At 73.0% G+C, this 20093-nt stretch carries 25 protein-coding genes and 1 pseudogene; 25 read left to right on the top strand and 1 reads right to left on the bottom strand.

Going from position 1 to position 20093, the window contains the following annotated elements; genetic code table 11:
• Window positions 1-24 precede the first annotated feature (24 nt).
• The 25 genes and pseudogenes from OG429_RS40725 to OG429_RS40605 all read left to right on the top strand — a co-directional run bounded on the left by OG429_RS40725 (window position 25) and on the right by OG429_RS40605 (window position 19514).
• On the top strand, window positions 25-777 hold the full coding sequence (locus OG429_RS40725) for a helix-turn-helix transcriptional regulator (RefSeq protein WP_328930674.1): 753 nt from the start codon (window positions 25-27) through the stop codon (window positions 775-777).
• A gap of 85 nt (window positions 778-862) precedes the next feature.
• Window positions 863-1648 (top strand): LuxR family transcriptional regulator, encoded by a 786-nt coding sequence (locus OG429_RS40720; RefSeq protein WP_328930673.1) that lies wholly within the window; start codon window positions 863-865, stop codon window positions 1646-1648.
• Window positions 1649-1953: 305 nt separating this feature from the next.
• A pseudogene (locus tag OG429_RS40715) lies at window positions 1954-2298 on the top strand (acyltransferase domain-containing protein); the annotation flags it as partial.
• A gap of 157 nt (window positions 2299-2455) precedes the next feature.
• Window positions 2456-2869: an ACP S-malonyltransferase gene (locus OG429_RS40710; protein ID WP_328930782.1), complete on the top strand. Its 414-nt coding sequence runs from the start codon at window positions 2456-2458 to the stop codon at window positions 2867-2869.
• Window positions 2870-2905: 36 nt separating this feature from the next.
• Window positions 2906-3658, top strand: a complete 753-nt coding sequence (locus OG429_RS40705) for a thioesterase II family protein (protein WP_328930672.1) — start codon at window positions 2906-2908, stop codon at window positions 3656-3658.
• Entirely contained in the window at window positions 3655-4422 is a 768-nt protein-coding gene (locus OG429_RS40700; RefSeq protein ID WP_328930671.1) for a helix-turn-helix domain-containing protein, read from the top strand. The genes OG429_RS40705 and OG429_RS40700 overlap by 4 nt, the downstream gene beginning before the upstream one ends.
• Window positions 4423-4548: 126 nt before the next feature.
• Window positions 4549-4803, top strand: coding sequence for an acyl carrier protein (locus OG429_RS40695; RefSeq protein WP_328930670.1), 255 nt, complete (start codon window positions 4549-4551; stop codon window positions 4801-4803).
• Window positions 4804-4834: 31 nt separating this feature from the next.
• A complete protein-coding gene (locus OG429_RS40690) occupies window positions 4835-6100 on the top strand; it encodes a beta-ketoacyl-[acyl-carrier-protein] synthase family protein (protein WP_328930669.1) in 1266 nt (421 codons plus the stop codon).
• Complete coding sequence (locus OG429_RS40685) at window positions 6097-7248, top strand: beta-ketoacyl synthase N-terminal-like domain-containing protein (RefSeq protein WP_328930668.1); 1152 nt, start codon at window positions 6097-6099, stop codon at window positions 7246-7248. Before OG429_RS40690 ends, OG429_RS40685 begins: the two co-directional genes overlap by 4 nt.
• Complete coding sequence (locus tag OG429_RS40680) at window positions 7245-8135, top strand: beta-ketoacyl synthase N-terminal-like domain-containing protein (protein ID WP_328930667.1); 891 nt, start codon at window positions 7245-7247, stop codon at window positions 8133-8135. The genes OG429_RS40685 and OG429_RS40680 overlap by 4 nt, the downstream gene beginning before the upstream one ends.
• Before the next feature lie 20 nt (window positions 8136-8155).
• Window positions 8156-9004, top strand: coding sequence for an alpha/beta fold hydrolase (locus OG429_RS40675; protein ID WP_328930666.1), 849 nt, complete (start codon window positions 8156-8158; stop codon window positions 9002-9004).
• The gene (locus OG429_RS40670) at window positions 9001-9969 is read left to right on the top strand and encodes a hypothetical protein (protein ID WP_328930665.1); all 969 of its coding nucleotides are present in this window, start codon (window positions 9001-9003) and stop codon (window positions 9967-9969) included. Before OG429_RS40675 ends, OG429_RS40670 begins: the two co-directional genes overlap by 4 nt.
• The gene (locus tag OG429_RS40665) at window positions 9966-10310 is read left to right on the top strand and encodes a hypothetical protein (protein WP_328930664.1); all 345 of its coding nucleotides are present in this window, start codon (window positions 9966-9968) and stop codon (window positions 10308-10310) included. Before OG429_RS40670 ends, OG429_RS40665 begins: the two co-directional genes overlap by 4 nt.
• Complete coding sequence (locus OG429_RS40660; protein ID WP_328930663.1) at window positions 10311-10718, top strand: hypothetical protein; 408 nt, start codon at window positions 10311-10313, stop codon at window positions 10716-10718.
• Window positions 10718-11101, top strand: a complete 384-nt coding sequence (locus OG429_RS40655) for a hypothetical protein (protein WP_328930662.1) — start codon at window positions 10718-10720, stop codon at window positions 11099-11101. The genes OG429_RS40660 and OG429_RS40655 overlap by 1 nt, the downstream gene beginning before the upstream one ends.
• A 64-nt stretch (window positions 11102-11165) precedes the next feature.
• On the top strand, window positions 11166-12275 hold the full coding sequence (locus OG429_RS40650) for a beta-ketoacyl synthase N-terminal-like domain-containing protein (protein ID WP_328930661.1): 1110 nt from the start codon (window positions 11166-11168) through the stop codon (window positions 12273-12275).
• A gap of 28 nt (window positions 12276-12303) precedes the next feature.
• Window positions 12304-12552 (top strand): acyl carrier protein, encoded by a 249-nt coding sequence (locus tag OG429_RS40645; RefSeq protein WP_328930660.1) that lies wholly within the window; start codon window positions 12304-12306, stop codon window positions 12550-12552.
• Complete coding sequence (locus OG429_RS40640; protein WP_328930659.1) at window positions 12552-12956, top strand: 3-hydroxyacyl-ACP dehydratase FabZ family protein; 405 nt, start codon at window positions 12552-12554, stop codon at window positions 12954-12956. Before OG429_RS40645 ends, OG429_RS40640 begins: the two co-directional genes overlap by 1 nt.
• Window positions 12953-13432, top strand: a complete 480-nt coding sequence (locus OG429_RS40635; RefSeq protein WP_328930658.1) for a 3-hydroxyacyl-ACP dehydratase FabZ family protein — start codon at window positions 12953-12955, stop codon at window positions 13430-13432. Before OG429_RS40640 ends, OG429_RS40635 begins: the two co-directional genes overlap by 4 nt.
• A gap of 11 nt (window positions 13433-13443) precedes the next feature.
• Window positions 13444-14190 (top strand): 3-oxoacyl-[acyl-carrier-protein] reductase, encoded by a 747-nt coding sequence (gene fabG, locus OG429_RS40630; RefSeq protein WP_328930657.1) that lies wholly within the window; start codon window positions 13444-13446, stop codon window positions 14188-14190.
• A gap of 57 nt (window positions 14191-14247) precedes the next feature.
• Window positions 14248-14868 carry a 2-hydroxychromene-2-carboxylate isomerase gene (locus tag OG429_RS40625; protein ID WP_328930656.1) on the top strand — a complete coding sequence of 207 codons (621 nt, stop codon included), beginning with the start codon at window positions 14248-14250 and terminating at the stop codon, window positions 14866-14868.
• Window positions 14869-14909: 41 nt separating this feature from the next.
• Window positions 14910-15125, top strand: coding sequence for an MbtH family protein (locus OG429_RS40620; protein WP_328930655.1), 216 nt, complete (start codon window positions 14910-14912; stop codon window positions 15123-15125).
• A 119-nt stretch (window positions 15126-15244) separates the two neighbouring features.
• Window positions 15245-15940 carry a thioesterase II family protein gene (locus tag OG429_RS40615; protein WP_328930654.1) on the top strand — a complete coding sequence of 232 codons (696 nt, stop codon included), beginning with the start codon at window positions 15245-15247 and terminating at the stop codon, window positions 15938-15940.
• A complete protein-coding gene (locus OG429_RS40610; protein ID WP_328930653.1) occupies window positions 15937-16776 on the top strand; it encodes an SDR family oxidoreductase in 840 nt (279 codons plus the stop codon). The genes OG429_RS40615 and OG429_RS40610 overlap by 4 nt, the downstream gene beginning before the upstream one ends.
• A gap of 35 nt (window positions 16777-16811) precedes the next feature.
• Entirely contained in the window at window positions 16812-19514 is a 2703-nt protein-coding gene (locus OG429_RS40605) for a non-ribosomal peptide synthetase (RefSeq protein WP_328930652.1), read from the top strand.
• Here OG429_RS40605 and OG429_RS40600 read toward each other — a convergent pair.
• On the bottom strand, window positions 19505-20062 hold the full coding sequence (locus tag OG429_RS40600; RefSeq protein ID WP_328930651.1) for a hypothetical protein: 558 nt from the start codon (window positions 20060-20062) through the stop codon (window positions 19505-19507). The genes OG429_RS40605 and OG429_RS40600 overlap by 10 nt on opposite strands.
• Window positions 20063-20093: the final 31 nt, after the last annotated feature.

Below are 20093 nucleotides of genomic sequence, written 5' to 3'. Positions count from 1 at the left end.
CGGGTCGTTTGGGCGAAAGAAGTGGTGAAAGAACTGGACGAGACGCCGCCGACGGACCACGCCGCGCATGTGGAACAGACCCTGCTCCAGGCCCGGGCCCTGATCGAGTCCACCGTCTCCCTCAACCGGAGGCGCCCGGCCAAGGGCCCCGCGGCCCCGCACACGGACGTGGCCGTGGTCGCGGAAGCGGTCGAGGAACTCGTCCGCGGCGCCCGCCACGCGGTCTGCGTCGCGGTCACCAGCGCAGACGCCTTCCACCGGATCGCCCGCAAGGCGCTGACCACACTCGAACCGGGCCTGGCGGTACGCCTGCTGTGCGCGCCCGACGTCGCGGACGAGTCGCTCGCCGCGCTCACCCGGGACTGCGCCGGACAGTTAGAGGTCCGGGTGTCCGGAGCCGACCTGCGCGACATCGTGGTGGTCGACGGAGCGGCGGCGCTGGTGCGGGCGGCCGCCGGCAACGCAACGGGCCAGGCGACCCTGGTCCACGACCCCGCGGCGGTACGCGCCCTCGAACTGCTCTTCGCCGGTGCCTGGTCCCGCAGCCGCAGGCTCGAAGACCACCTGGCGCTCAGCCCCAAGCTGCGCAGCGACCTCACCCGCCGGATCCTGGAGCGGCTGCGCGACGGCCAGACCGACGAAGCCGCCTCCCGCGAGCTCAACGTGTCGCTGCGCACCTACCGGCGCCATGTCGCCGAGATCATGCGCGAACTGGGCGCCACCTCCCGCTTCCAGGCCGGAGTGCGGGCAGTGGAACTGAGACTGCTGACGGAGTAGCCGGGCAGCGACACGGGGAAGACTGCGGCCCGCTGCGGCGGGCCGCAGGGCGATATGAACACCAACGGGGAATGGTGAGCGAGACATGCCCAACGGGGCTGAGGACGAACTGGAACAAGCGCTCCTGGAAGTACGGGCCCTGATCGAGTCGACTGTGGCGATCCACCGGGACCGCAGTCTGCGGGCCCAGCAGATCACCACGGTCGACGGCGGTTACGGGCCGGTACTGCGGGCCGCGGGGGACATCATCCGGGATGCCGTGCGGAGCATCGACATCGTGGACTCCCGGCTCCCGGGAGCGGACGAGGAGTCGCCGCGCCGGGAGCAGGCCGAACGGCGCCTGATCTACACCGCGGGCGAAGGGGTGTCGGTCCGGCTGCTGACCAGCCCGGCCATGATCGACGAGGACTTCGTGCGCGAACAGCTCGCGCTCGAGCGGCCGGTGGCGATCCGGGTGGCCCGGGTCCCGCCGCTCCAGGCGCTGCTGGTCGACGGCACCGCGGCCCTGGTGATGGCCGAGTCGGCGGCCGGCGTACGGGCGTCGATGATCAGGGCGCCCGAGATCCTGAACACCCTCGGCACCCTCTACGAGAGCATCTGGCGCAACGCCGTGCCGGCCGGAGAGCGGATCGTCTTCGGCGACCGCGACCGGGCCGCGCTGGCCCGGCAGATCCTGGGCGCGCTGCGGGCGGGCGTCACCGACGAGGTGGCCGCCCGGGAGCTCACCGTCTCGGTGCGCACCTACCGGCGCCATGTCGCGGAGATCATGGCGCTGCTCGGCGCCCAGTCCCGCTTCCAGGCGGGAGTGCGGGCCGCCGAGCTCGGACTCCTGCCAGCGGCGGGGCCGCCCGGCGCCGGCCCCCGGGCCTGACCCCTTCCCGGGGCCGTACCGTCACCTGACATGCAGTCACCTTCCGTGCCGTCTCCTGCCGTGGCGCCGCCCGCGCGAGGTCCGCTGGCAGCTTCCTGAAACCCCTGTTGCCGCCCGCCGGGTGCCCCCCGTTGTATGGCGCCAGGAAAGGGATTCGGGCTCCGGCGAGCTCTCGAACTCCTTCCCGGTGGCATGGAGACACCCCCGACCTGCATGCCACCGGCGCGCGGGGATCCGTACGTCGCGGGAAACGCGCGACGGCGGATCCCCGGGCGCCCGGTGAATTCGGTGCGGAAGGCGGATCCATGGATCAGAGGCAGACCGGTCTGGTGTTTCCAGGGCAGGGAACGCAGCGGGAGGGAATGGGCGAGCCCTGGCGGGACACCCCTTCGTGGAAAATCACCGAGGAGATATCCGACGTCACCGGGGAAGACCTCCCGCGCCTGCTGCTGCACACGTCCGACGCCCGGCTGCGGCGCACCGACCTGGCCCAGCTCGCCGTGTTCACCGTCGCCGTCGTCGCCCACGCCGAGGCGGTCCGCCGGGACGCGCTCGGCGGCCCGGCGGCCGCCTGCGCCGGCCACAGCCTCGGGGAGTACGCGGCCCTGACCGCCGCCGGCGCGCTGACCGTCGGGGCCGCGGCCGCGCTGGTCGCCGTCCGCGGCCGGGCCATGCGGCACGCCGCCGAGGAGCGGCCGGGCACCATGGGCGTCCTGGTCGCCGCCCCGCTCGACGAGGTCGCCGCACCGCGTCCGCGCCGAGGGCCCCGACGTATGGGTCGCCAACGTCAACGCGCCCGGCCAGACGGTGGTCTCCGGATCCGCCGAGGGCATCGACCGCATCGAGGCCGAAGCCCCCTCGATCGGCGCCAAGATGATCCGCCTCACGGTGGGCGGCGCCTTCCACAGCCCCTACATGGCCGCGGCGGCCGACAGCCTGCGGACCGCCCTTGAACACACCCCGTTCGCCCCCGCGCACCTGCCGGTCGTGGCCAACGCCGACGCCGAGGCGTACGGCGGCGGGGCCGACTGGCCCGGCCTCGCCACCCGCCAGCTCACCTCGCCGGTGCTGTGGGAGCCCAGCGTGCGCACCCTCGTCGGCCCGCTCGGCTGCCGCCGCCTGGTCGAGCTCGGCCCCGGACGCACCCTGGCCGGGCTGATCCGCCGGATCGCCCCGGGCACCGAGGTGGTGTCCCTGGACAGCCCGGCCGCCGCGGCCTGACCACCGCCCGCCACGCCCACAAGGAGACCACGCACCATGCCACTTGGCACCGAGAGCAGATGGCTGCGCAGATTCGCCACCGGGGCCGCGCCCCGGATGCGGCTGCTCTGCCTGCCGCACGCCGGCGGCTCCGCCAGCTTCTACCACGACTGGGGACACGCCTTCGGCGACGACGTCGAGGTGCTCGCCGTACGCTACCCAGGCCGTCAGGAGCGCATCGCCGAGGAACCCTGGACGGAGCTGGAGCGGCTCGCCGCCGCCATCGCCGACGAACTCCCGCCCTACCTGGACGCCCCGCTGGCGATCTTCGGCCACAGCATGGGCGCCACCCTCGGGTACGAGATCACCCTGCGCCTCGCGGAGCGGTACGAGGCCGCGCCCGCCCTGCTCATGGTCTCCTGCCGCAAGGCCCCGCACCTGCTCACCCCGCGCACCGCCGCCTTCGGCACCGACGACGAGCTCGTCGCCGAGATCAGGCGGATGGGCGGCACCGACTCCGCCCTCCTCGACGACCCGGCCCTGCGCGAGCTGGTGCTGCCCGCGATCCGCGGCGACTTCACCGCCGTCGCCCGCTACACCGCGCGGCCCGGCACCGCCCTGCCCTGCCCGGTCGTCGGCTACGTCGGCGACGGCGACCCGGACGTCGCGCCCCACGAAGTCGCCGCGTGGTCCGGACTCGCCCCGCGCGGATTCGAGCTCAAGGTGCTGCCCGGCGGCCACTTCTACCTGGTGGACCAGCGGGCGGCGCTCATCGGGGACATCCGCGCACGGCTGGTGGCGCAGCGGTGAGCACCGCGGCAAGGCCCAGGCCGATGTGCGGGGTGGGCGTGCTGGACAAGGCGTCCGTCCTGCTGGAGATCGTGGAGAAGGGGCCGGCCACCCTGGTCGAGCTGGTCGCGCACAGCGGTCTCTCGCGCCCCACCACCTACCGGATCGCGATCGCCATGGACCGGCTCGGCCTGCTCACCCGTGATCTGAGGGGCCGCTTCGTGCTCGGCCCGCGGCTCGGCACGCTCGCCGTCGAGGCCCGCCACGACCGCCTCGCGGCGGCCGCCGGCCCGGTGCTGGCCGAACTGCACGCCGACACCGGACTGGACGCCCGGCTCTACCGCCGGCGCGGCGGCCTGCAGGTCTGCGTCGCCTCCTCCGTGGACGGCGCGGCGGTGGCCGACGCGGCTCCCGCCGGCGCCGCCCGCCCGGCCTCCGCCGGGCCCGCCGCGCAGGTGCTGTACGCATGGGAGGAGCCCGAGGAGCTGTACAAGGCGCTGCTGCGCGCCCGCTTCTCCGCCGTGCACCTTTCCGGCGTACGGCGCCGGGGCTGGGCGTACGGACCCGACCCCATGGCGCCCGGCGCCATCTCCTACGCCGTGCCCGTCCGCTCCGGGGCCGGGCCGTCGGCCGCGGCCCTCGTGCTGACCGGCCGGGCGGCCCGCATGCCCACGACTCCCGACCGGCTGCTGGGCTCCTCGGCGGCGGACGCGGCCGCCTCCCTCGCCGAGGCGTTGCTGCGGGTTCCGGGGGAGCTCCACCCGGCGGAATACGCCGGATCCTGAATTCAGCGGCGGCGATGGCAGGTTGTTGCACCCGTCGTTGTGAGAAAAGAACCCGCCACCGCACCATTCCAGTGCGAGTAACTGTGCCGCGCGAATGCGCAGGCACATCCGAGAAGGAGAAAAAGCGTGACGACTGCTACGCGCGATGAGCGTCTCGAAACCATCAAGGAAATCGTCTGCGACATTCTCGAGATCGAGGAGGACGAGGTCACCGAGGTCAGCCTTTTCAAGGAGGACCACGACGCCGACTCGCTCCGCGCCATCGAGATCCTGGCCGCCCTGGAGAAGGAGTTCGGCATCGTCATCAACCAGAGCGAGCTGCCCCGCATGGTGAACCTCAAGGGCGTCTACGAGGTCGTTTCGGAGCCGGCCAACTGGTAGTCGATCCCGCTGCGGCGGTTGGGAGGTTGCCATGACGGCGGCAGAGCGCGGCACCGGCCGGATCCGGCCGGAGCGGCACCGGGTGGTTCTCACCGGACTGGGAGTGGTGTCCAGCATAGGACTCGGCGCGAAGGAGTTCCTCCAGGGACTCCGCGAGGGCCGTAGCGGTGCCCGGCCCATCACCGTGTTCGACACAGAGGGCTTCGCCCACGCGAACGGGTGCGAGATCACGGATTTCGACCCGCGGGACTGGATCAGCACGCTTGACGTGGAACAGCTCGGCAGGGCCGCGCAGTTCTCGGCGGCGGCCGCCCGGATGGCCCTGGAGGACTCGGGACTCGATCTGACGCAGCTGCGCACCCGGCGCGGGCTGATCTCCATCGGCACCACGGACGGCGAGAGCTACGACCTCGACCAGCTGGTCGCGGGGGAGCTCGCCGAAGGAGTGGGCACCTTCGACCCCACGGCCGCCCGGCGCGTGCCGGCCGGGCGGCTGTCGGTCGCCATCGCCCAGGAACTGGGCCTGACCGACGTGGAGGCGCTCACCATCCCGACCGCCTGCTCGGCGGGCAACTACGCCATCGGCTACGGCTTCGACGCCGTCAGCTCGGGCGAGGCCGAGTTCGCCTTCTGCGGCGGCGCGGACGCGATGTGCCGCAAGACCTTCACGGGCTTCTACCGGCTGGGCACCATCGCCCCCGACCGGTGCCAGCCCTTCGACATCGACCGCAAGGGCATCCTCACCGGAGAGGGCGCGGGCGTACTGGTCCTGGAGCGCCTGGACTCCGCCCTGGAACGCGGCGCCACCATCTACGCCGAGGTCCTCGGCTACGGGCTCAACTGCGACGCCCACCACCAGGTCGCGCCCGACCGCGACAGCGTCGCCGAACTGATGCGGCTCGCCCTGGACAACGCGGGCGTGAAACCGCACGAGGTGGACCTCATCTCGGCGCACGGCACGGGCACCAAGGCCAACGACATCACCGAGGCGGGCGCCATCCGCCAGGTCTTCGGAGACACGCCTCCCCGCACCGTCTCCATGAAGTCGATGCTCGGCCACAGCATGGGCGCCGCCAGCGCCCTCGGCGCGATCGGCTGCGCCCTGGCCATCCAGAACCGCTTCATCCCCCCCACCATCAACCATGTCACCACCGACCCCGAGTGCGATGTCGACTGCGTGCCGAACCAGGCCGTCGAGGCCGACCTGCGGATCGTCCAGAACAACGGTCTCGCCTTCGGAGGCAACAACGCGGCGGTCCTGCTCGGCCGGTACGACGCGATCAAGGAGGCGTCATGATGAGCCGTCCCATCATCGGGATGGGCGTCGTCGCCGCCACCGGCTCCGGTGTCGGTGAACTCTTCGAGAACCTGTGCCGGGGCGTCAGCGGACGCGCCGAGCTGCGCGGCTTCGACCGCACCCGGTTCCGTGCCCAGCACGCCTACGAGGTCGACGACCGACCAGCCGTCGGCGAGGACGTCCCGGCCCGCGCCAGCCGCCTGCTGCACGAGGCGATCGCCCAGGCCGCCGCCGACGCCGGGCTCGGCGAGGACCTCAGCGGGATCCCCATCCTGGTCGGCACCGGCCTGCGCGAACTGCGCTCCTTCGAGCTGTGGTGGCGCGACGGTTCCCCGTTCGCCGACTCCGGGCTGCACTTCGGCACCGGCCTGCGCGAGCGCTTCAACGCCGATGTCACGCACACCTTCTCCAACGCCTGCTCGGCCTCGCTGTACGCGCTCGCCCTCGGCTCCGACCTGCTGAGCCAGGAGGGCGAGGACGCGCCCGACACCGTCATCGTCGCCGGTGTCGACGTGCTGACCGAGTCCATGTACGGGCTGCTGGAGCGCGTCCACCCGACGCCGCCCGACCGGGTGCGCCCCTTCGACCGCAACCGTACGGGCGTCCTGATGGGCGACGGCGCGGCCGCGATCGTGCTGCGCCGCAGCGACGACGGCGCGCCCCAGGTCCACGGCCGGCTGCGCGGCGTCGCCGTCAACTGCGACGCCTTCCACGTCACCGCGCCCTCTCCGCAGGGCATAGCCGAGGCCATGCGCGCCGCCCACCGGATGGCCGGCGTCAAGCCGTCCGACATCGACCTGGTGATGCTGCACGGCACCGGCACCCTGCTCAACGACGAGGCGGAGGCCGCAGCGCTGGCCGACGTGCTCGGCGAGGACGCCTCCGGCCCGCTGATGACGGCCGTCAAGTCCATGACCGGGCACACCTCCGGTGCGTCCGGCCTGATCAACCTGATCATGGGCGTACAGGCCCTGAACGAAGGGCGGGTGCCGCCGACCGTGGGCCTGGACGAACCGGTCGAGGAGGCCGCGCCGTTCCGCTTCGTCACGGGGCAGGCCGCGACCGGCCGGCCGCTGAAGGTGGCGCAGCTCAATGCCTTCGGATTCGGCGGCATCAACGCCGTTGCCATGGTGGAGGGATCCCGATGACGACACAGACCGCCCGGAGCACCGACACCAGCGTGGTCGTCACCGGAGCCGCCGTACTGCTGCCCGGCACCGACAGCGCGCGGGCCCTGGCCGACGGACCGGCCGAGGGCGGCGCACCCGTCGACCCGGCCGCCCACGTCGGGAAGAAGGGCCTGCGCTACAAGGACCGGGCCACCCAGCTCGGCTACGCGCTGACCGCCGCCGCGCTGCGCGACGCAGGCCTGCTCGGCGAGGAGAAGGACGGGCTCACGGTGCCCGCCGCGAGCGTCGGCGTGGTCGCCAGCTCCAACTTCGGCAACCTGGACACCGTCGCCCGGGCCCTGGACACCATCCGGGAGGAGACCGTCACGGCGACCAGCCCGATGGACCTGCCCAACGCCTCCAGCAACGTCATCGCCTCCTCGGCGGCCATCCGCTACGGGCTGCGCGGCCCCAACCTGATGGTCTGCAACGGCGAGACCTCGGGCCTGGACGCCGTCCACTGGGCGGCCACCGTCATCACGGCGGGCCGGGCCGAGCGGGTCCTGGTGCTCGGCGTCGAGCCCGACAACGAGGTGGTGCGCCGCCTGCTCGGCGGCGGCCGCGCGGTCGACGGCGGCGCGGCCCTCGTGGTCGAGTCCCGGGCCGCGGCCGCCGAGCGCGCCGCGACCGTACGGGCCGTGCTCGGCCCCTACCACCGGGGCGCGGGCGAGCCGGGCCCGCGCGGGCGCCGCTGGGCGCTGCCCGCGCACTTCGGCACGGCCTCCGGGGCGTCCGGTCTGCTCCAGGTCGCCGCCGCCGTCGGCTGGTTCGACGCCGGCGAGCGCGGACCCGTACAGGCCGTGACCGGTACCTCCACCGACGACGCACGCGCCGATCTGCTGCTGTTCGCGCCCGAAGCGGCGTGAGCGGCCGGGAGGAACCCTTCATGAACACCCACATCGACCTGCGTCCGGTCGCCGTCGAACGGCGCACCGAGGGCACGGGTCCGCGCGTCCTGCTGCTGCACGGTCTCGCCGCCAACGACACCGTCTGGGAGCGCACGCTCCCGGAGCTGCCGCAGAACTACCAGCTGTGGACGGCGCGGCTGCCGTGGCGCACCGAGACCATCGCCGAGTGGAACGAGCAGCCCAACCTGCGGGGCTGGCTCGCCAAGGCGCTGGAGGCGGTGCCGGGCGGGGCCGAGGTGGTGGTCGCCCACTCCATGGCGGCCAACGTGCTGCTCGACCTGCTCGACCAGAAGATGCGCGGCGGTGTCGACGCCCTGCGCCAGTTCGGCATCCGGGCCCTGGTCCTGGTGTCGCCCTTCTACCGGGGCCGGGCCGACCAGTTCGACTGGAACACCATCAGCTACTACCTCAACGACTTCCACCTGATCATGGAGGAAGGGATCCGGGCCCACTCGGGCGGCCGGGTTCCGGCCGACATCCAGCAGGCCATGGGCGAACGGGTCCGCGACCGGGTCGGCCCGTACGGCTGGTTCCGCTTCTTCGACCTGTACCTGCGCACGCCCACCCTGGAAACGGGCCGGATCACGGTCCCCACCCTGGTGGTCGTCGGCGAGAGCGACTTCGCCGCCCGCCCGGAGGAGGGCGTGGCGCTCGCCGGGGCCCTCCCCGACGCGGTGTCGCACGTCATGCCCGGCAGCGGGCACTTCCCCATGCTCGACGCGGCCGGCGACTTCGCCGCCGTGGTGAGCGGCTTCGTCCACACGACCCTGGGCCCCGCCCCGCAGCGCGGGATGGCCCTTCCCAACGCCCTGGAGCTCCAGCGATGACCCTCGTCACGGACACCGCCGTCAAGGCGCTGCTGACCACCAACACCACCACCCTGGTGCGCCCCCGCTACGAGGGGTCCAACATCTGCACCTGGATCGGCTTCAAGCACGTCAACTACCTCGTCGAGGAAGCCGTCCTGGACCACTTCCGGCAGTCCGGGCTCGCCGCCCGCGCCCTGTACGAGGAGCACGGCCTGGGCCTGGACCTGGTCTCCATCGACTCCCGCATCCTGCACGCCTTCCACATGGACGACGTCGCCGAGGCGGAGGTCGTGCCCTGGACGAAGGACGAGGACGGGACCATCGGCTTCAAGGTCACCATCCGGTTCGAGCGCGGCGGCGAGACCCTCAAGGCCGTCACCTCCAAGGTCCGCGTCTCGCTGCGCGTCGACACCTACCTGGAGGCCGCCGGCGAGGTCCCGGAGCAGCTCGCCCGCTTCGCCGTCGCCACCCTCGGCGACGACCTGGAGCGCGAGCCGGGCAGCGCCGCCCCGGCCGAGGAGGAGATCCTCGCCTCGCTGACCGCCGGGCAGAACGCGTACGCCTGGAAGTGGAACATCCCGTACCCGTACTGCCACTTCACCGAGCGCATCCAGATGTCGGGCTACCTGCGCCTGATGGAGGAGGGCAAGGACCGCTTCGTCGCCGACCGCGGCATCTCCATCAAGACGCTGCTCGACGACCGCCGCTGGATCCCGGTCGTGCCCCGCTCCGACATCCGCATCCTCGACGAGGCGCTGATGGAGGAGGACCTCTACACGGTCTACACCGTCGAGGAGGTCTTCAAGGACTTCACCTACACCTCGCGCATGGACTTCTACGTGCTGCGCGACGGCAAGCTCGTCAAGACCGCCACCGGCCGGATCGTCCACGGCTACGCCGTCATCGAGAACCGCCGCGACTGGAGCCTGGTCAACTTCGACCAGCGCGTCGTCGACGCGATCAGCGGAGCGCCGCAGGCGTGAGCGAGATCTGGGACAGCGGCACCCCCCGGCTGCTGCTCATCGAGAGCCAGGGCCGCGTGACGCGGGACGCCGGTTTCCGGCGCGACGCCGTCACGCAGGTGCTCACCGGACAGTCGGCGCTCCTCTTCCTGGTCCAGGACGGGGTCGTGCTCGCCGTCCCCGGCAGCGACAGCGACCTGGACCGGTTCCAGAAGGAGGGCGGGGTGCTGGCCGCGGACAGTTTCTCGCTGGCCCAGCACGGCCTCGACACGGCGGACCTGCGCCCCGAACTGTCGGTCGTCGGCATGGACGTGGTGGCGGGCTGGATCCTCGATCCGGCCGTCCGGGTGGTGTGGCACTAGATGGCCAGGAAGATTCCGCACACTGACGTGCTCATCACCCTGATGGGTGCCCCCCACGCGTCGGACCAGGTCACCAGCGCCCTGCGGCTGACCCAGGCCCTTCTGGAGCGCGGCGCCACCGTACAGGTGTGGACGTGCGGCTACGCCACCCTGCTCACCCAGCGCGTCCTCGGACCCGACAAGCCGCGCAACATGGCGGACTGGAACCGGGACTACCCCTCCACGGCCGCGCTGGCCGAGGAACTGCTCGCCGCGTACCCGGACCGGCTGTACTGGTACGGATGCCGGTTCTGCAGCGACGACCGGGGTGCGGCGGAGCACCTGCCCCAGGTGGTGCTCCGGCCGCCGGCCGGATACGCGGCCAACGTCGCGGCCGCCGACAAGACCCTGCACCTGGGGGTGCTCTGATGGACGACCGGGTGCTGGCCATCGTGGAGCGCGGCTACCGCGGCGCGCTCGAGAAGCAGTTCTTCGACGAGCTCTACCTGGCCACCGAACTGCACCGGCAGCTCGGCGGCCTCGACATCCTGCTGCGCGGCTCGGCCGTGTCCTACGCCGTGGACGCGGGCCCCGTGCCCGCCCTGCGCATCGGCAACCGCACGGTGGAGACCCTCAGCGACCCCCGCGAGGGGCTGCGCACCCTGCTCGGCGTGGGCGTCCGGGTCTGGGTGGAGGAACCCGACATCGAGGCCCTCGGCTCGGCCCACCCGCTGATCGAGGGCATCGGACTCACCCGCCCGGGAGAGACGGCCGAGCGGTGGACCGACTACCGGATGGTCCTCTTCCTCTGAACCCGGCGCCGCTGCGCCGCGTTCGTCACGTACATCCGACAACGGAAAGGAACAGGTGACGGTCATGACCACCCTCACCACGGGCGCCGGACGCCCGGTGATCACCGCTTGGTCGGCCGTGTCGCCGTACGGCATCGGCAGGGCCGCGTTCACCGAGGGACTGCGGGAACGGCGCGCCACCGTCACCGAACTCGGCCCCGAGCACGGCACCGTTCCGGACGGCGTGGGCTGTGTCGTGCCCGCGTTCGGCATCCGGGAGGTGCTCGGCAAGAAGGGCACCCGCTCGATGGACCGGGTCACCGGCCTCGCGGTCACCGCCGTCGGATCCCTCCTGGACGACGCCGAGCGCAACCGCGCCGTCGGCACCGGCGAGGGCGCGGCGTTCGCGCTCGGCACCACCACGGGCAGCGCCCAGTCCATGATGGACTTCACCCGCGACTCCCTCACCGGCGAGCAGCCCTTCTTCGTCGACCCGGCGCGGTTCCCCAACACCGTCATGAACTGCGCGGCCGGCCAGAGCGCCATCTGGTACCAGCTCAAGGGCCCCAACGCCACCATCGCGGGCGGCCGCACCGCCGGCCTGCACGCCCTCAACTACTCGCGTCGGCTGCTCGGTGCGGGCCGGGCCCGCACCGTCCTGTGCGGCGCCGCCGAGGAGTTCTCCCAGGCCCGCGCCTGGCTGGAGCACCACAGCGCGGACCCGGGCACCGAGGACGCCCCCGCGCTCGGCGAGGGCTGCGCCATGCTGCTCGTCGAACCGCACACCCCCGAGGACCCCGGCCAGCCCGTGCTCGCCGAACTCCTCGCGGTGGAACTCGGCGTCGTCCTCGACGGCGACACCCGCCCCGCCCTCGTCTCCTGCCTGCGCTCGGCGCTGCGCCGGGCCGGCGTCGAACCCGGCCAGGTCGCCGCCGTCGCCCGGTCCGGGGCCCCCGGCCGCGAGGGCCGCGGCGAAGCCGACGCGGTACGGGAGGTGTTCGGCGAGCCCGGGCCCGCCGACCTGACGCCGAGCGGCCTGATCGGCGACACCGGCGCCGCCGCGGCCGCCTTCCAGGCCGCCGCCCTGCTCTCGTACGCCGAGGACCGTCCCGCCGAAACGGCCGGCCGGATCGGCGTCATCACCTCCGTGGACCGCACCGGCACCGTCGGCTGCGCCCTGCTCGGCCTGCGCTGAGCCCGCCCTCCCGAAAGGACCCGAACCCGTGCTGGAGAAGGAAGAACTGCGCGCCATCGTGGCGCAGGTGCTGGACGTCGACATCGCCGAGGTGACCGACCACGCGCGCTTCGTCGACGACCTGGAGGTCGACTCGCTGATGGCGCTGGAGATCGTCGTCGTGCTGGAGAAGAAGTACGCCGTCAAGCTGCCGGAGTCCGACCTCAAGCAGATCGCCACCTTGCAGGGCGCCTACGACGTCCTGCTCGGCAGGCTCGACGCCGCGCAGGCCGCCTGATGCCCGCCGCGAGCCCACTTCGCGGCGCGGTCGACGTGCTGCCGGCCGACGGCGGGCCGAGCCTCGCGGCCCGCTTCACGGTGGCCGACACCGAGACCGTGCTGCCCGGCCACTACCCGGGCTTCCCGATCTTCCCCGGGGTCTGCCTGGTGGAGTGCGCCTGCCAGGGCGCCCAGGCCACCCTGCCCGCCGAGGCCAAGGGCGCGTCGCTCGCCGCCGTGGAGTCCACCCGCTTCACCGGGCCCGTCTTCCCCGGGGACCGGGTGGACATCGCCATGGAGTGGAAGCCGACCGCGGCCGGCGACTGGCAGTGCCGGGCCAAGCTGACCACCGGCCGCGGCCCCGCCGCCGCCGTCCGGCTGCGCTACGCCCTGCCCGCGACCGGCCGGGAGGCGGCGGCATGATCGGCCAGCGCGACATCCGAGCCCGGCTGCCGCACCGCTTCCCGATGCTGCTGGTGGACCGCGTCGTCGACGTCGTCCCCGGCGAGCGGCTGATCGCCCTCAAGGCGGTCACCTGCAACGAGCCCTGGTACGAGCGGTTCGGCGCGGACACCCCCGACGAGGACTTCGCCTACCCGGCGACGCTGCTCGTGGAGTCCTGGTGCCAGTCCGCGGGAGCCCTCGCCACCTGGGACGACCCCAACCCGGACGTCCTCGACGGGCAGGTGATGCTCTTCGGCGGCATGACCGGCGTCGAGTTCCACCGGCCGGTGCTGCCCGGAGAGGTCCTGGAGCACCGGGTGCGCCTCGACCGCAAGGTCGACGACACCCTGCTGTTCGAGGGCGAGACCCGCTCGGCCGGCGAGACGGTCATGACCGTGGGCCGCATCGTCATGGCCTTCCGCCCCGCCGCGGCCCTGCGCCCGGCAAGCGTCTGAGGAGAGAGATCATGTCGGACAGCACGAGCCGGGTGGCTCTCGTCAGCGGCGGCTCGCGCGGCATCGGCCGCGCCACGGTCCGCGCGCTGGCCCGCGACGGCTTCGACGTCGCCTTCTGCTACCGCTCGGACGAGGACGCCGCGCGCAGCCTGGAGAAGACCGGCCAGGAGTTCGGCGTACGCGTGGTCGGCACCCGTGCCGACGTCGCCGACGGCGACGCCGTACGGGCCTGGATCGAGGCCACCGAGGACGGGCTCGGCCCGGTCGACGCGGCGGTCACCGCGGCCGGCATCACCCGGGACAACCCGCTCGTCCTCATGGACGACGAGCAGTGGCGCCAGGTCATCGACACCAACCTGGACGGCGTCTACCACGTCTGCCGCGCCGTGGTCTTCGGCATGATGAAGCGCCGTGGCGGCGCCATCGTCAACATCTCCTCGGTCGCCGGGGTCTACGGCCACCGCACCCAGACCAACTACTCCGCCTCCAAGGCGGGGATCATCGGCTTCTCCCGCGCGCTGGCCAAGGAGAGCGGCCGCGCCGGCATCCGCGTCAACGCGGTCGCCCCGGGCTTCATCGAGACCGACATGGTCGCCGAGATGAACGACAAGGCCCGCAAGGAGGCACTCACCTCCATCCCGCTGGGCCGCATGGGCACCGCGGAGGAGGTCGCCGACCTGGTCGCCTACCTCGTCTCGGACCGGGCCGCCTACGTCACCGGCGCCGTCCTGCAGATCGACGGCGGCATCACCATCTGACCCACCACGCACGACCGAGACCGTCTTGAACACCCGCACGAAACCGTTGGAGGCGTGATGGCACGACGCGGACCACGCTGGTACTTCTCCTTCCGCAGCCCCTACTCCTGGATGGCCTACCGGGACCTGGTGGACCGGCACCCGGACGTGGCCGGCCGGATCGACTGGCTGCCGTTCTGGGAGCCGGACGAGCCGGCCCTGGACGAACTGGAGCGCAGCAACATCACGCTGCCGTACGTCCCGATGTCCAAGGAGAAACACCTCTACATCCTCCAGGACGTCCGCCGCCTCGCCCGGGCCCGCGGCCTGGACATGGTGTGGCCGGTGGATCCCGCCCCGCGCTGGGAGGTCTCCCACCTGGCCTACCTCGCGGCCGACCGGCTCGGCGCCGGACCCGAGTTCATCGCCGAGACCTACCGCGCCCGCTGGGAGCTCGGCGAGGACATCTCCGACCCGGACACCATGCGCCGCATCGCCAGGACCCTGGGCCTGGACCCGCAGGTGCTCGCCCTGGCCCACGAGGACCCCGCGATCCGCGAGCTCGGCATCACCGCGCTGAACTCCCTGCACCGCGACGGGGTCTTCGGCGTCCCCTTCTTCATCAGCGGATTCGACAAGTTCTGGGGCGTCGACCGGCTGTCCGCCTTCGTCGAGCAGCTGAACGCCCGCGCCGCCTGACCCCTCCGATACCCGTACACCCACCGAAGGAAGAACCGGCCATGGCCACGAACCCGTTCGAGAACGACGACGCCCGCTACCTGGTCCTCGTCAACGAGGAGAACCAGCACTCCCTCTGGCCCGCCTTCGCCGAGGTCCCGGCCGGCTGGACCGTGGCGCACGGCGAGGACAGCCGCCAGGCCTGCCTCGACCACATCAACGAGAGCTGGACGGACATGCGCCCGAAGTCCCTGGCCGACGCCATGAACGCCGCCTGACCATCCCCCGCCGGGCGGCGGGCAACGGGCGTTGGCAGCAATCTGCAACGCCCGTTGCCCATGTCCGGAGCCGATGAAAGCGTGGCTCTCACGCAGCTTCCCAGAAAGCGATGCCGCTCATGACCCACTCCCTGGTGTGCCTTCCCTTCGCGGGGGGCGGCGCCGGTTTCTACCGCGCCTGGAAAGACCTCCCCGCCGACGCGCCGCGCATCGTGCCGGTCCAGTTGCCCGGCCGCGAGGAGCTCTTCCTCGACGAGCCGTTCCACGACGCCCACGACGCGGCCGACGCCCTCGCCCCGCGCGTCGCCGAACTGGCCGGTGACGGGCCCGTCGCGCTCTTCGGCCACAGCCTGGGCGCGGTGCTCGCCTACGAGGTCGCCCGCCGCCTGGAGCAGGACCCGGCCGTCGAGTTCACCCACCTCTTCGTCAGCGGCTCGCCCGGCCCCTGGACCGGCCGGACCCGCCGCGCGACGGGCCTGGACGACGACGGCTTCCTCGCCCGGGTGCAGGAGTTCGCCGGCTACGAGCACGACGCGCTGGCCGACCCCGACATGCGGGAGCTGCTGCTGCCGATCCTGCGGGCGGACGTGGAGATGCACGAGAACTACAAGCCCGTCTCCGACGCGCCGCTGCGCACCCCCGTCACCTCGCTGCGCGCCACGGACGACCACCTGGTGACCCGGGAGCAGGCCGAGGAGTGGCGCCGGGCCACCACCGCCGCCTTCCGGCTCGTCGAACCGCGGGGCGGCCACATGTACCTCACCGAGTCGCCGCTGCCGCTGCTCGAAGCCGTCGCCGCGGACCTGCGGTCATGACCGCCGCCTCCGCCCGCCTCGGGCGCAAGACGGCAGTGGTGACCGGCGCGGCCCGCGGCCTCGGCCGCTCCTGCGCCGTCCGCTTCGCCGCGGAAGGAGCCGACCTCGTCCTGGTCGACGTCGCGGGGGACCTGGCCGGAGTGCCGTACCCGCTGGGCTCCGGGAGCCAGCTGGAGCACACCGCGCAGCTCTGCCGGGCGCACGGCGCCGCCGTGCACACCGCCGTCGCGGACGTCCGCGACCCGCGCGCCGTGGACGCCGTCGCCGAACAGGCGCTGGACCGCTTCGGCACCGTGGACGTCCTGCTCAACAACGCCGGCATCGCCGCGCCGTCGGGCAAGGCCGTACACGAGATCGCCGAGGACGAGTGGGAGCTGATGGTCGGCATCGACCTCACCGGCGCCTGGCGCATGATGAAGGCCCTCGTCCCCGCCATGGTCGAACAGCGCTCCGGCAGCGTCGTCAACGTCGCCTCCACCGCCGGACTCGTCGGCTACCGCCACTTCGCCGGTTACGTCGCCGCCAAGCACGGCCTGATCGGGCTGACCAAGGCCGCCGCCCTCGACTACGCGCCCTTCCGGGTCCGGGTCAACGCCCTGTGCCCCGGATCGGTGCGCGACGACCCGCTGCACGAGGGCCGGATGCTGGCCGAGATCGCCCGCTCGCTCGACGTCGCCGTCGACGAGCACGAGGAGATATTCGTCCAGTCCCAGCCGATGAACGCCCTCATCGAACCCCAGGACATCGCCGGCGCCGCCCTCTGGCTCGCCGGGGACGACTCCCGGCAGGTCACCGGGACCACCCTCACCGTCGACGGCGGCTTCAGCGCCCGCTGACCCTCCTCTCCCCCTCGTACGTCAGGAGTCCGACCATGTCGAGAAGTCAGGCCGCGTCCTGCCACAGCCTGGTGGTCCGGATGCCGGGCCCGGTCGATGCCGCGGAGCTGGAGCGGCGCCTGCGCGCCGGAGCCGCACCGGCCTGGCCCGAACTGGCCGACCTGCGCCTGTGGGAGGAGCAGCTCTCCCTGGACGCCGCCCACCCCGCCGCCGCGGCCCGGGCCCGGCGGGAGGCCGAGCGCCCGCTGCGCGGCGCCGGACTGCCGCTGCGCGCCGTACTGCTGCGCTACCGCGACGGCGACGGCGACCTGGTGCTGGTGGCACGCCACGGCCTCACCCTCGACGGGACCTCACTGACCTTCGGGCGGGACGGCGCCGCCGCCGGGCTCCCGGCCGGCGACCGGCCCGCCCTCGAATGGGGTCTGGGCGACGCGGCCGAGGTGGGGCGCACCGCCGAGGTGCCCGTCCCGCTGCCGGAGCGCCTGCCCGCCGACCCCGCCCTGCTCGCCGCCGCGACCGCGCTGGTCCTGGCCCGGTACGGCGCGGGCGAGGCCCTCGACGAGACGCTGGACGCCGCCGCGCTCCAGGCCCGCTGGGAGACCTACGACGGCGCCCCGCTGACCCTCGCCGGCATCGGCGTCCTGGTCGAGGACGGCCGACCAGGACAGCGGCGCCTGCCGCACCTGGCCCCCGTACTGCCGGCGGTGCTGCACTTCGTGCGCCACCCGGACGGCACGGCCACCGGCACCCTGCGCCACGACCGCGGCGACCTCGCGCCCCACGTCGCCGAACGGTTCGCCGCCCACGTCGCCCACGTCGCGGACCAACTGGCCCAGGCCCCGGACCGGCCGCTGGAGACGATCGAGCTGCTCACGCCCGAGGAGACCGCGCAGGTGCTGCGCCTCGGCGTCACACCCGCCGTCGGCAGCGCCGAGGCCGCCGGGCGCACCCTGGACGGACTCTTCGCCGACGTGGTGCGCGCCCGCCCCGGGGCGACCGCCCTGACCGCCGGCGGCACCAGCCTCAGCTACGCCGAACTCGACGCCCGCGCCGAGCGCACCGCCGCCGGGCTGCGGGCCCTGGGCGTGGCCCCCGGCGCCATGGTCGGCGTCGCCCTCGAACGCGACGCCGACCTGGTGGTGACCCTCCTCGGCGTCCTCAAGGCCGGCTGCGCCTACGTGCCCATGGACCTGCGCTACCCCGAGGAGCGGCTGCGCTACACCGCCCTGAACGCGGGCGCCGCCGTGGTCGTCGCCAACGGCGACGGCTTCCCTTCCATCGAGGGCGTCCGCGTGATCGGCCCCGACGCGCTGCACGCCCTGGCCGTCGGCGAGCCCCCGGCCGCCGACGGTCCCACGGCCGCCCCGCGCCCCGAGGACGGCTCCGCGCCCGCGTACGTCATCTACACCTCCGGCTCCACCGGCCGCCCCAAGGGCGTCGTGGTCCCGCACCGCAACGTCGCCGCCCTGATCGAGGCGACCCGCGAGGACTTCCGGCTCGGCCCCGACGACGTGTGGACCCTCTTCCACTCCAGCGCCTTCGACTTCTCCGTCTGGGAGATCTGGGGCTGCCTGCTCACCGGCGGCCGCCTGGTCGTCGTCGACTACTGGACGACCCGCGACACCGAGCTGTTCCACGGCCTGCTCGTCCGCGAGGGCGTCACCGTGCTCAACCAGACTCCCTCCGCCTTCGCCCAGGTCGTCGAGGCCGACCGGCGCACGTCCGCCGGCCTCGCCGTGCGCCTGGTGGTCTTCGGCGGCGAACCGCTCGACGTACGGATGCTCGCCCCCTGGTTCGCCCGGCACTCGCCCACCGACTGCCGCCTGGTGAACATGTTCGGCATCACCGAGACCACCGTGCACGTCACCGCCCACACCGTGACCCCGGCCGACGTCCTCGCCGCCGGCCGCAAGGTCGGCCGCGCGCTGCCCGGCTGGACCCTCTCCGTCCGCGACCCGCGCGGCCGGCTGCTGCCGGTCGGCGCCGCGGGCGAGATCTGCGTGGGCGGCGCCGGAGTCGCCGACCGCTACCTGGGCCAGCCCGAACTGACCGCCGAGCGCTTCGTCACCGACCCGTACGGCGGCGGCCGCCTCTACCGCAGCGGTGACCGGGGCCGGCTGCGCCCCGACGGCAGCCTCGACCACCTCGGCCGGCTCGACAGCCAGGTCAAGGTCCGCGGCCACCGCATCGAGCTGGACGAGATCCGCAACGTGCTGCTCAGCCACCCCGACGTCGCGGGCGCGGCCACCATCCTCAACCACGACACCCCCGGCGACGCGGCGACCGCCCGCATCGACGCGTACGTGGCCCTGCGCGGACCCGCCGCCACGGCGGACGTACTGGCCCACGCGCGGGGGGTGCTGCCCGCCTACATGGTCCCCTCGTCGCTGACCGAGGTGGCCGCGATCCCGTTGACCATCAACGGCAAGGTGGACACGGCGGCCCTGCCGGCCCCGGCCGCGGCCCCCGCCGGACAGCGCGCCGCTTCGGCCGGGGACGGCAGCGCCGACGGCCATGACCCGCTGACCGCGCAGATCCTGAAACTCTGGGGCCACGCCCTGAACGCGGACGTCACACCGAAGGACAATTTCTTCGAACTCGGCGGGAACTCGCTGCTGGTCATCCGGGTGCTCCGCGAAATGCGGGAACAGGGCCTGCCGAAGGTGACCACCCAGGACTTCTACCGCAACTCGACGGCGGGCCGATTCATCGAAGTCGTACGGGACGCTCAGGGCTGACGCGACTCGCCCGCCGGGCGGACGTCGACCCGGCGCTTGATGGCGGAAAGCAAAGCGATACGTATCATTCCGCTGGGAATTCGGATCACCTTCCAGTAGTGTCCGAAACGGCGTCGGGTCTCCTCGTCAGTGGCCCATATCCGGGTCTCCGTGGAGAGAATTCCACCGGCGAGGTGCAGTGTGAAGACCACCTTGGTGCAGCCCGGTGCGGCGTAGTCGCGGAACACCTCGGCCATGGGCCGGTCCGGGCGCACCGGGCCGGCCTGCGAACCGATCCCCCCGTACACCAACTCGGCTTCGGCCAGCTCCAGTACGGTGTCCCCGCCCATCGCGAAGTCGTCGAGCACCCGGCCCTCGGGTCGCAGTTTGTTCCGGGTGAACGCGAGGAGGAAGCGGGCCACAGGCGCCTCGCGCCACGTCATCTCGCGGGCCGCCCGAAGCACCTCTTCCGGCGGCGCGCTCACCTTCACCCAATGCCGCTCCCGGAAATGCCAGTCCGGCATGTAGTGGTCGATGACGAGACCCTGCGGAGCCTTCATGTCGGTCATGTTCCGACGCTAGCACGCGGCTGATCTGCCG

The sequence above is a fragment of the Streptomyces sp. NBC_00190 genome (assembly GCF_036203305.1).
GTDB lineage: Bacteria > Actinomycetota > Actinomycetes > Streptomycetales > Streptomycetaceae > Streptomyces.
This window is presented reverse-complemented; position numbering and strand designations above follow the sequence as displayed.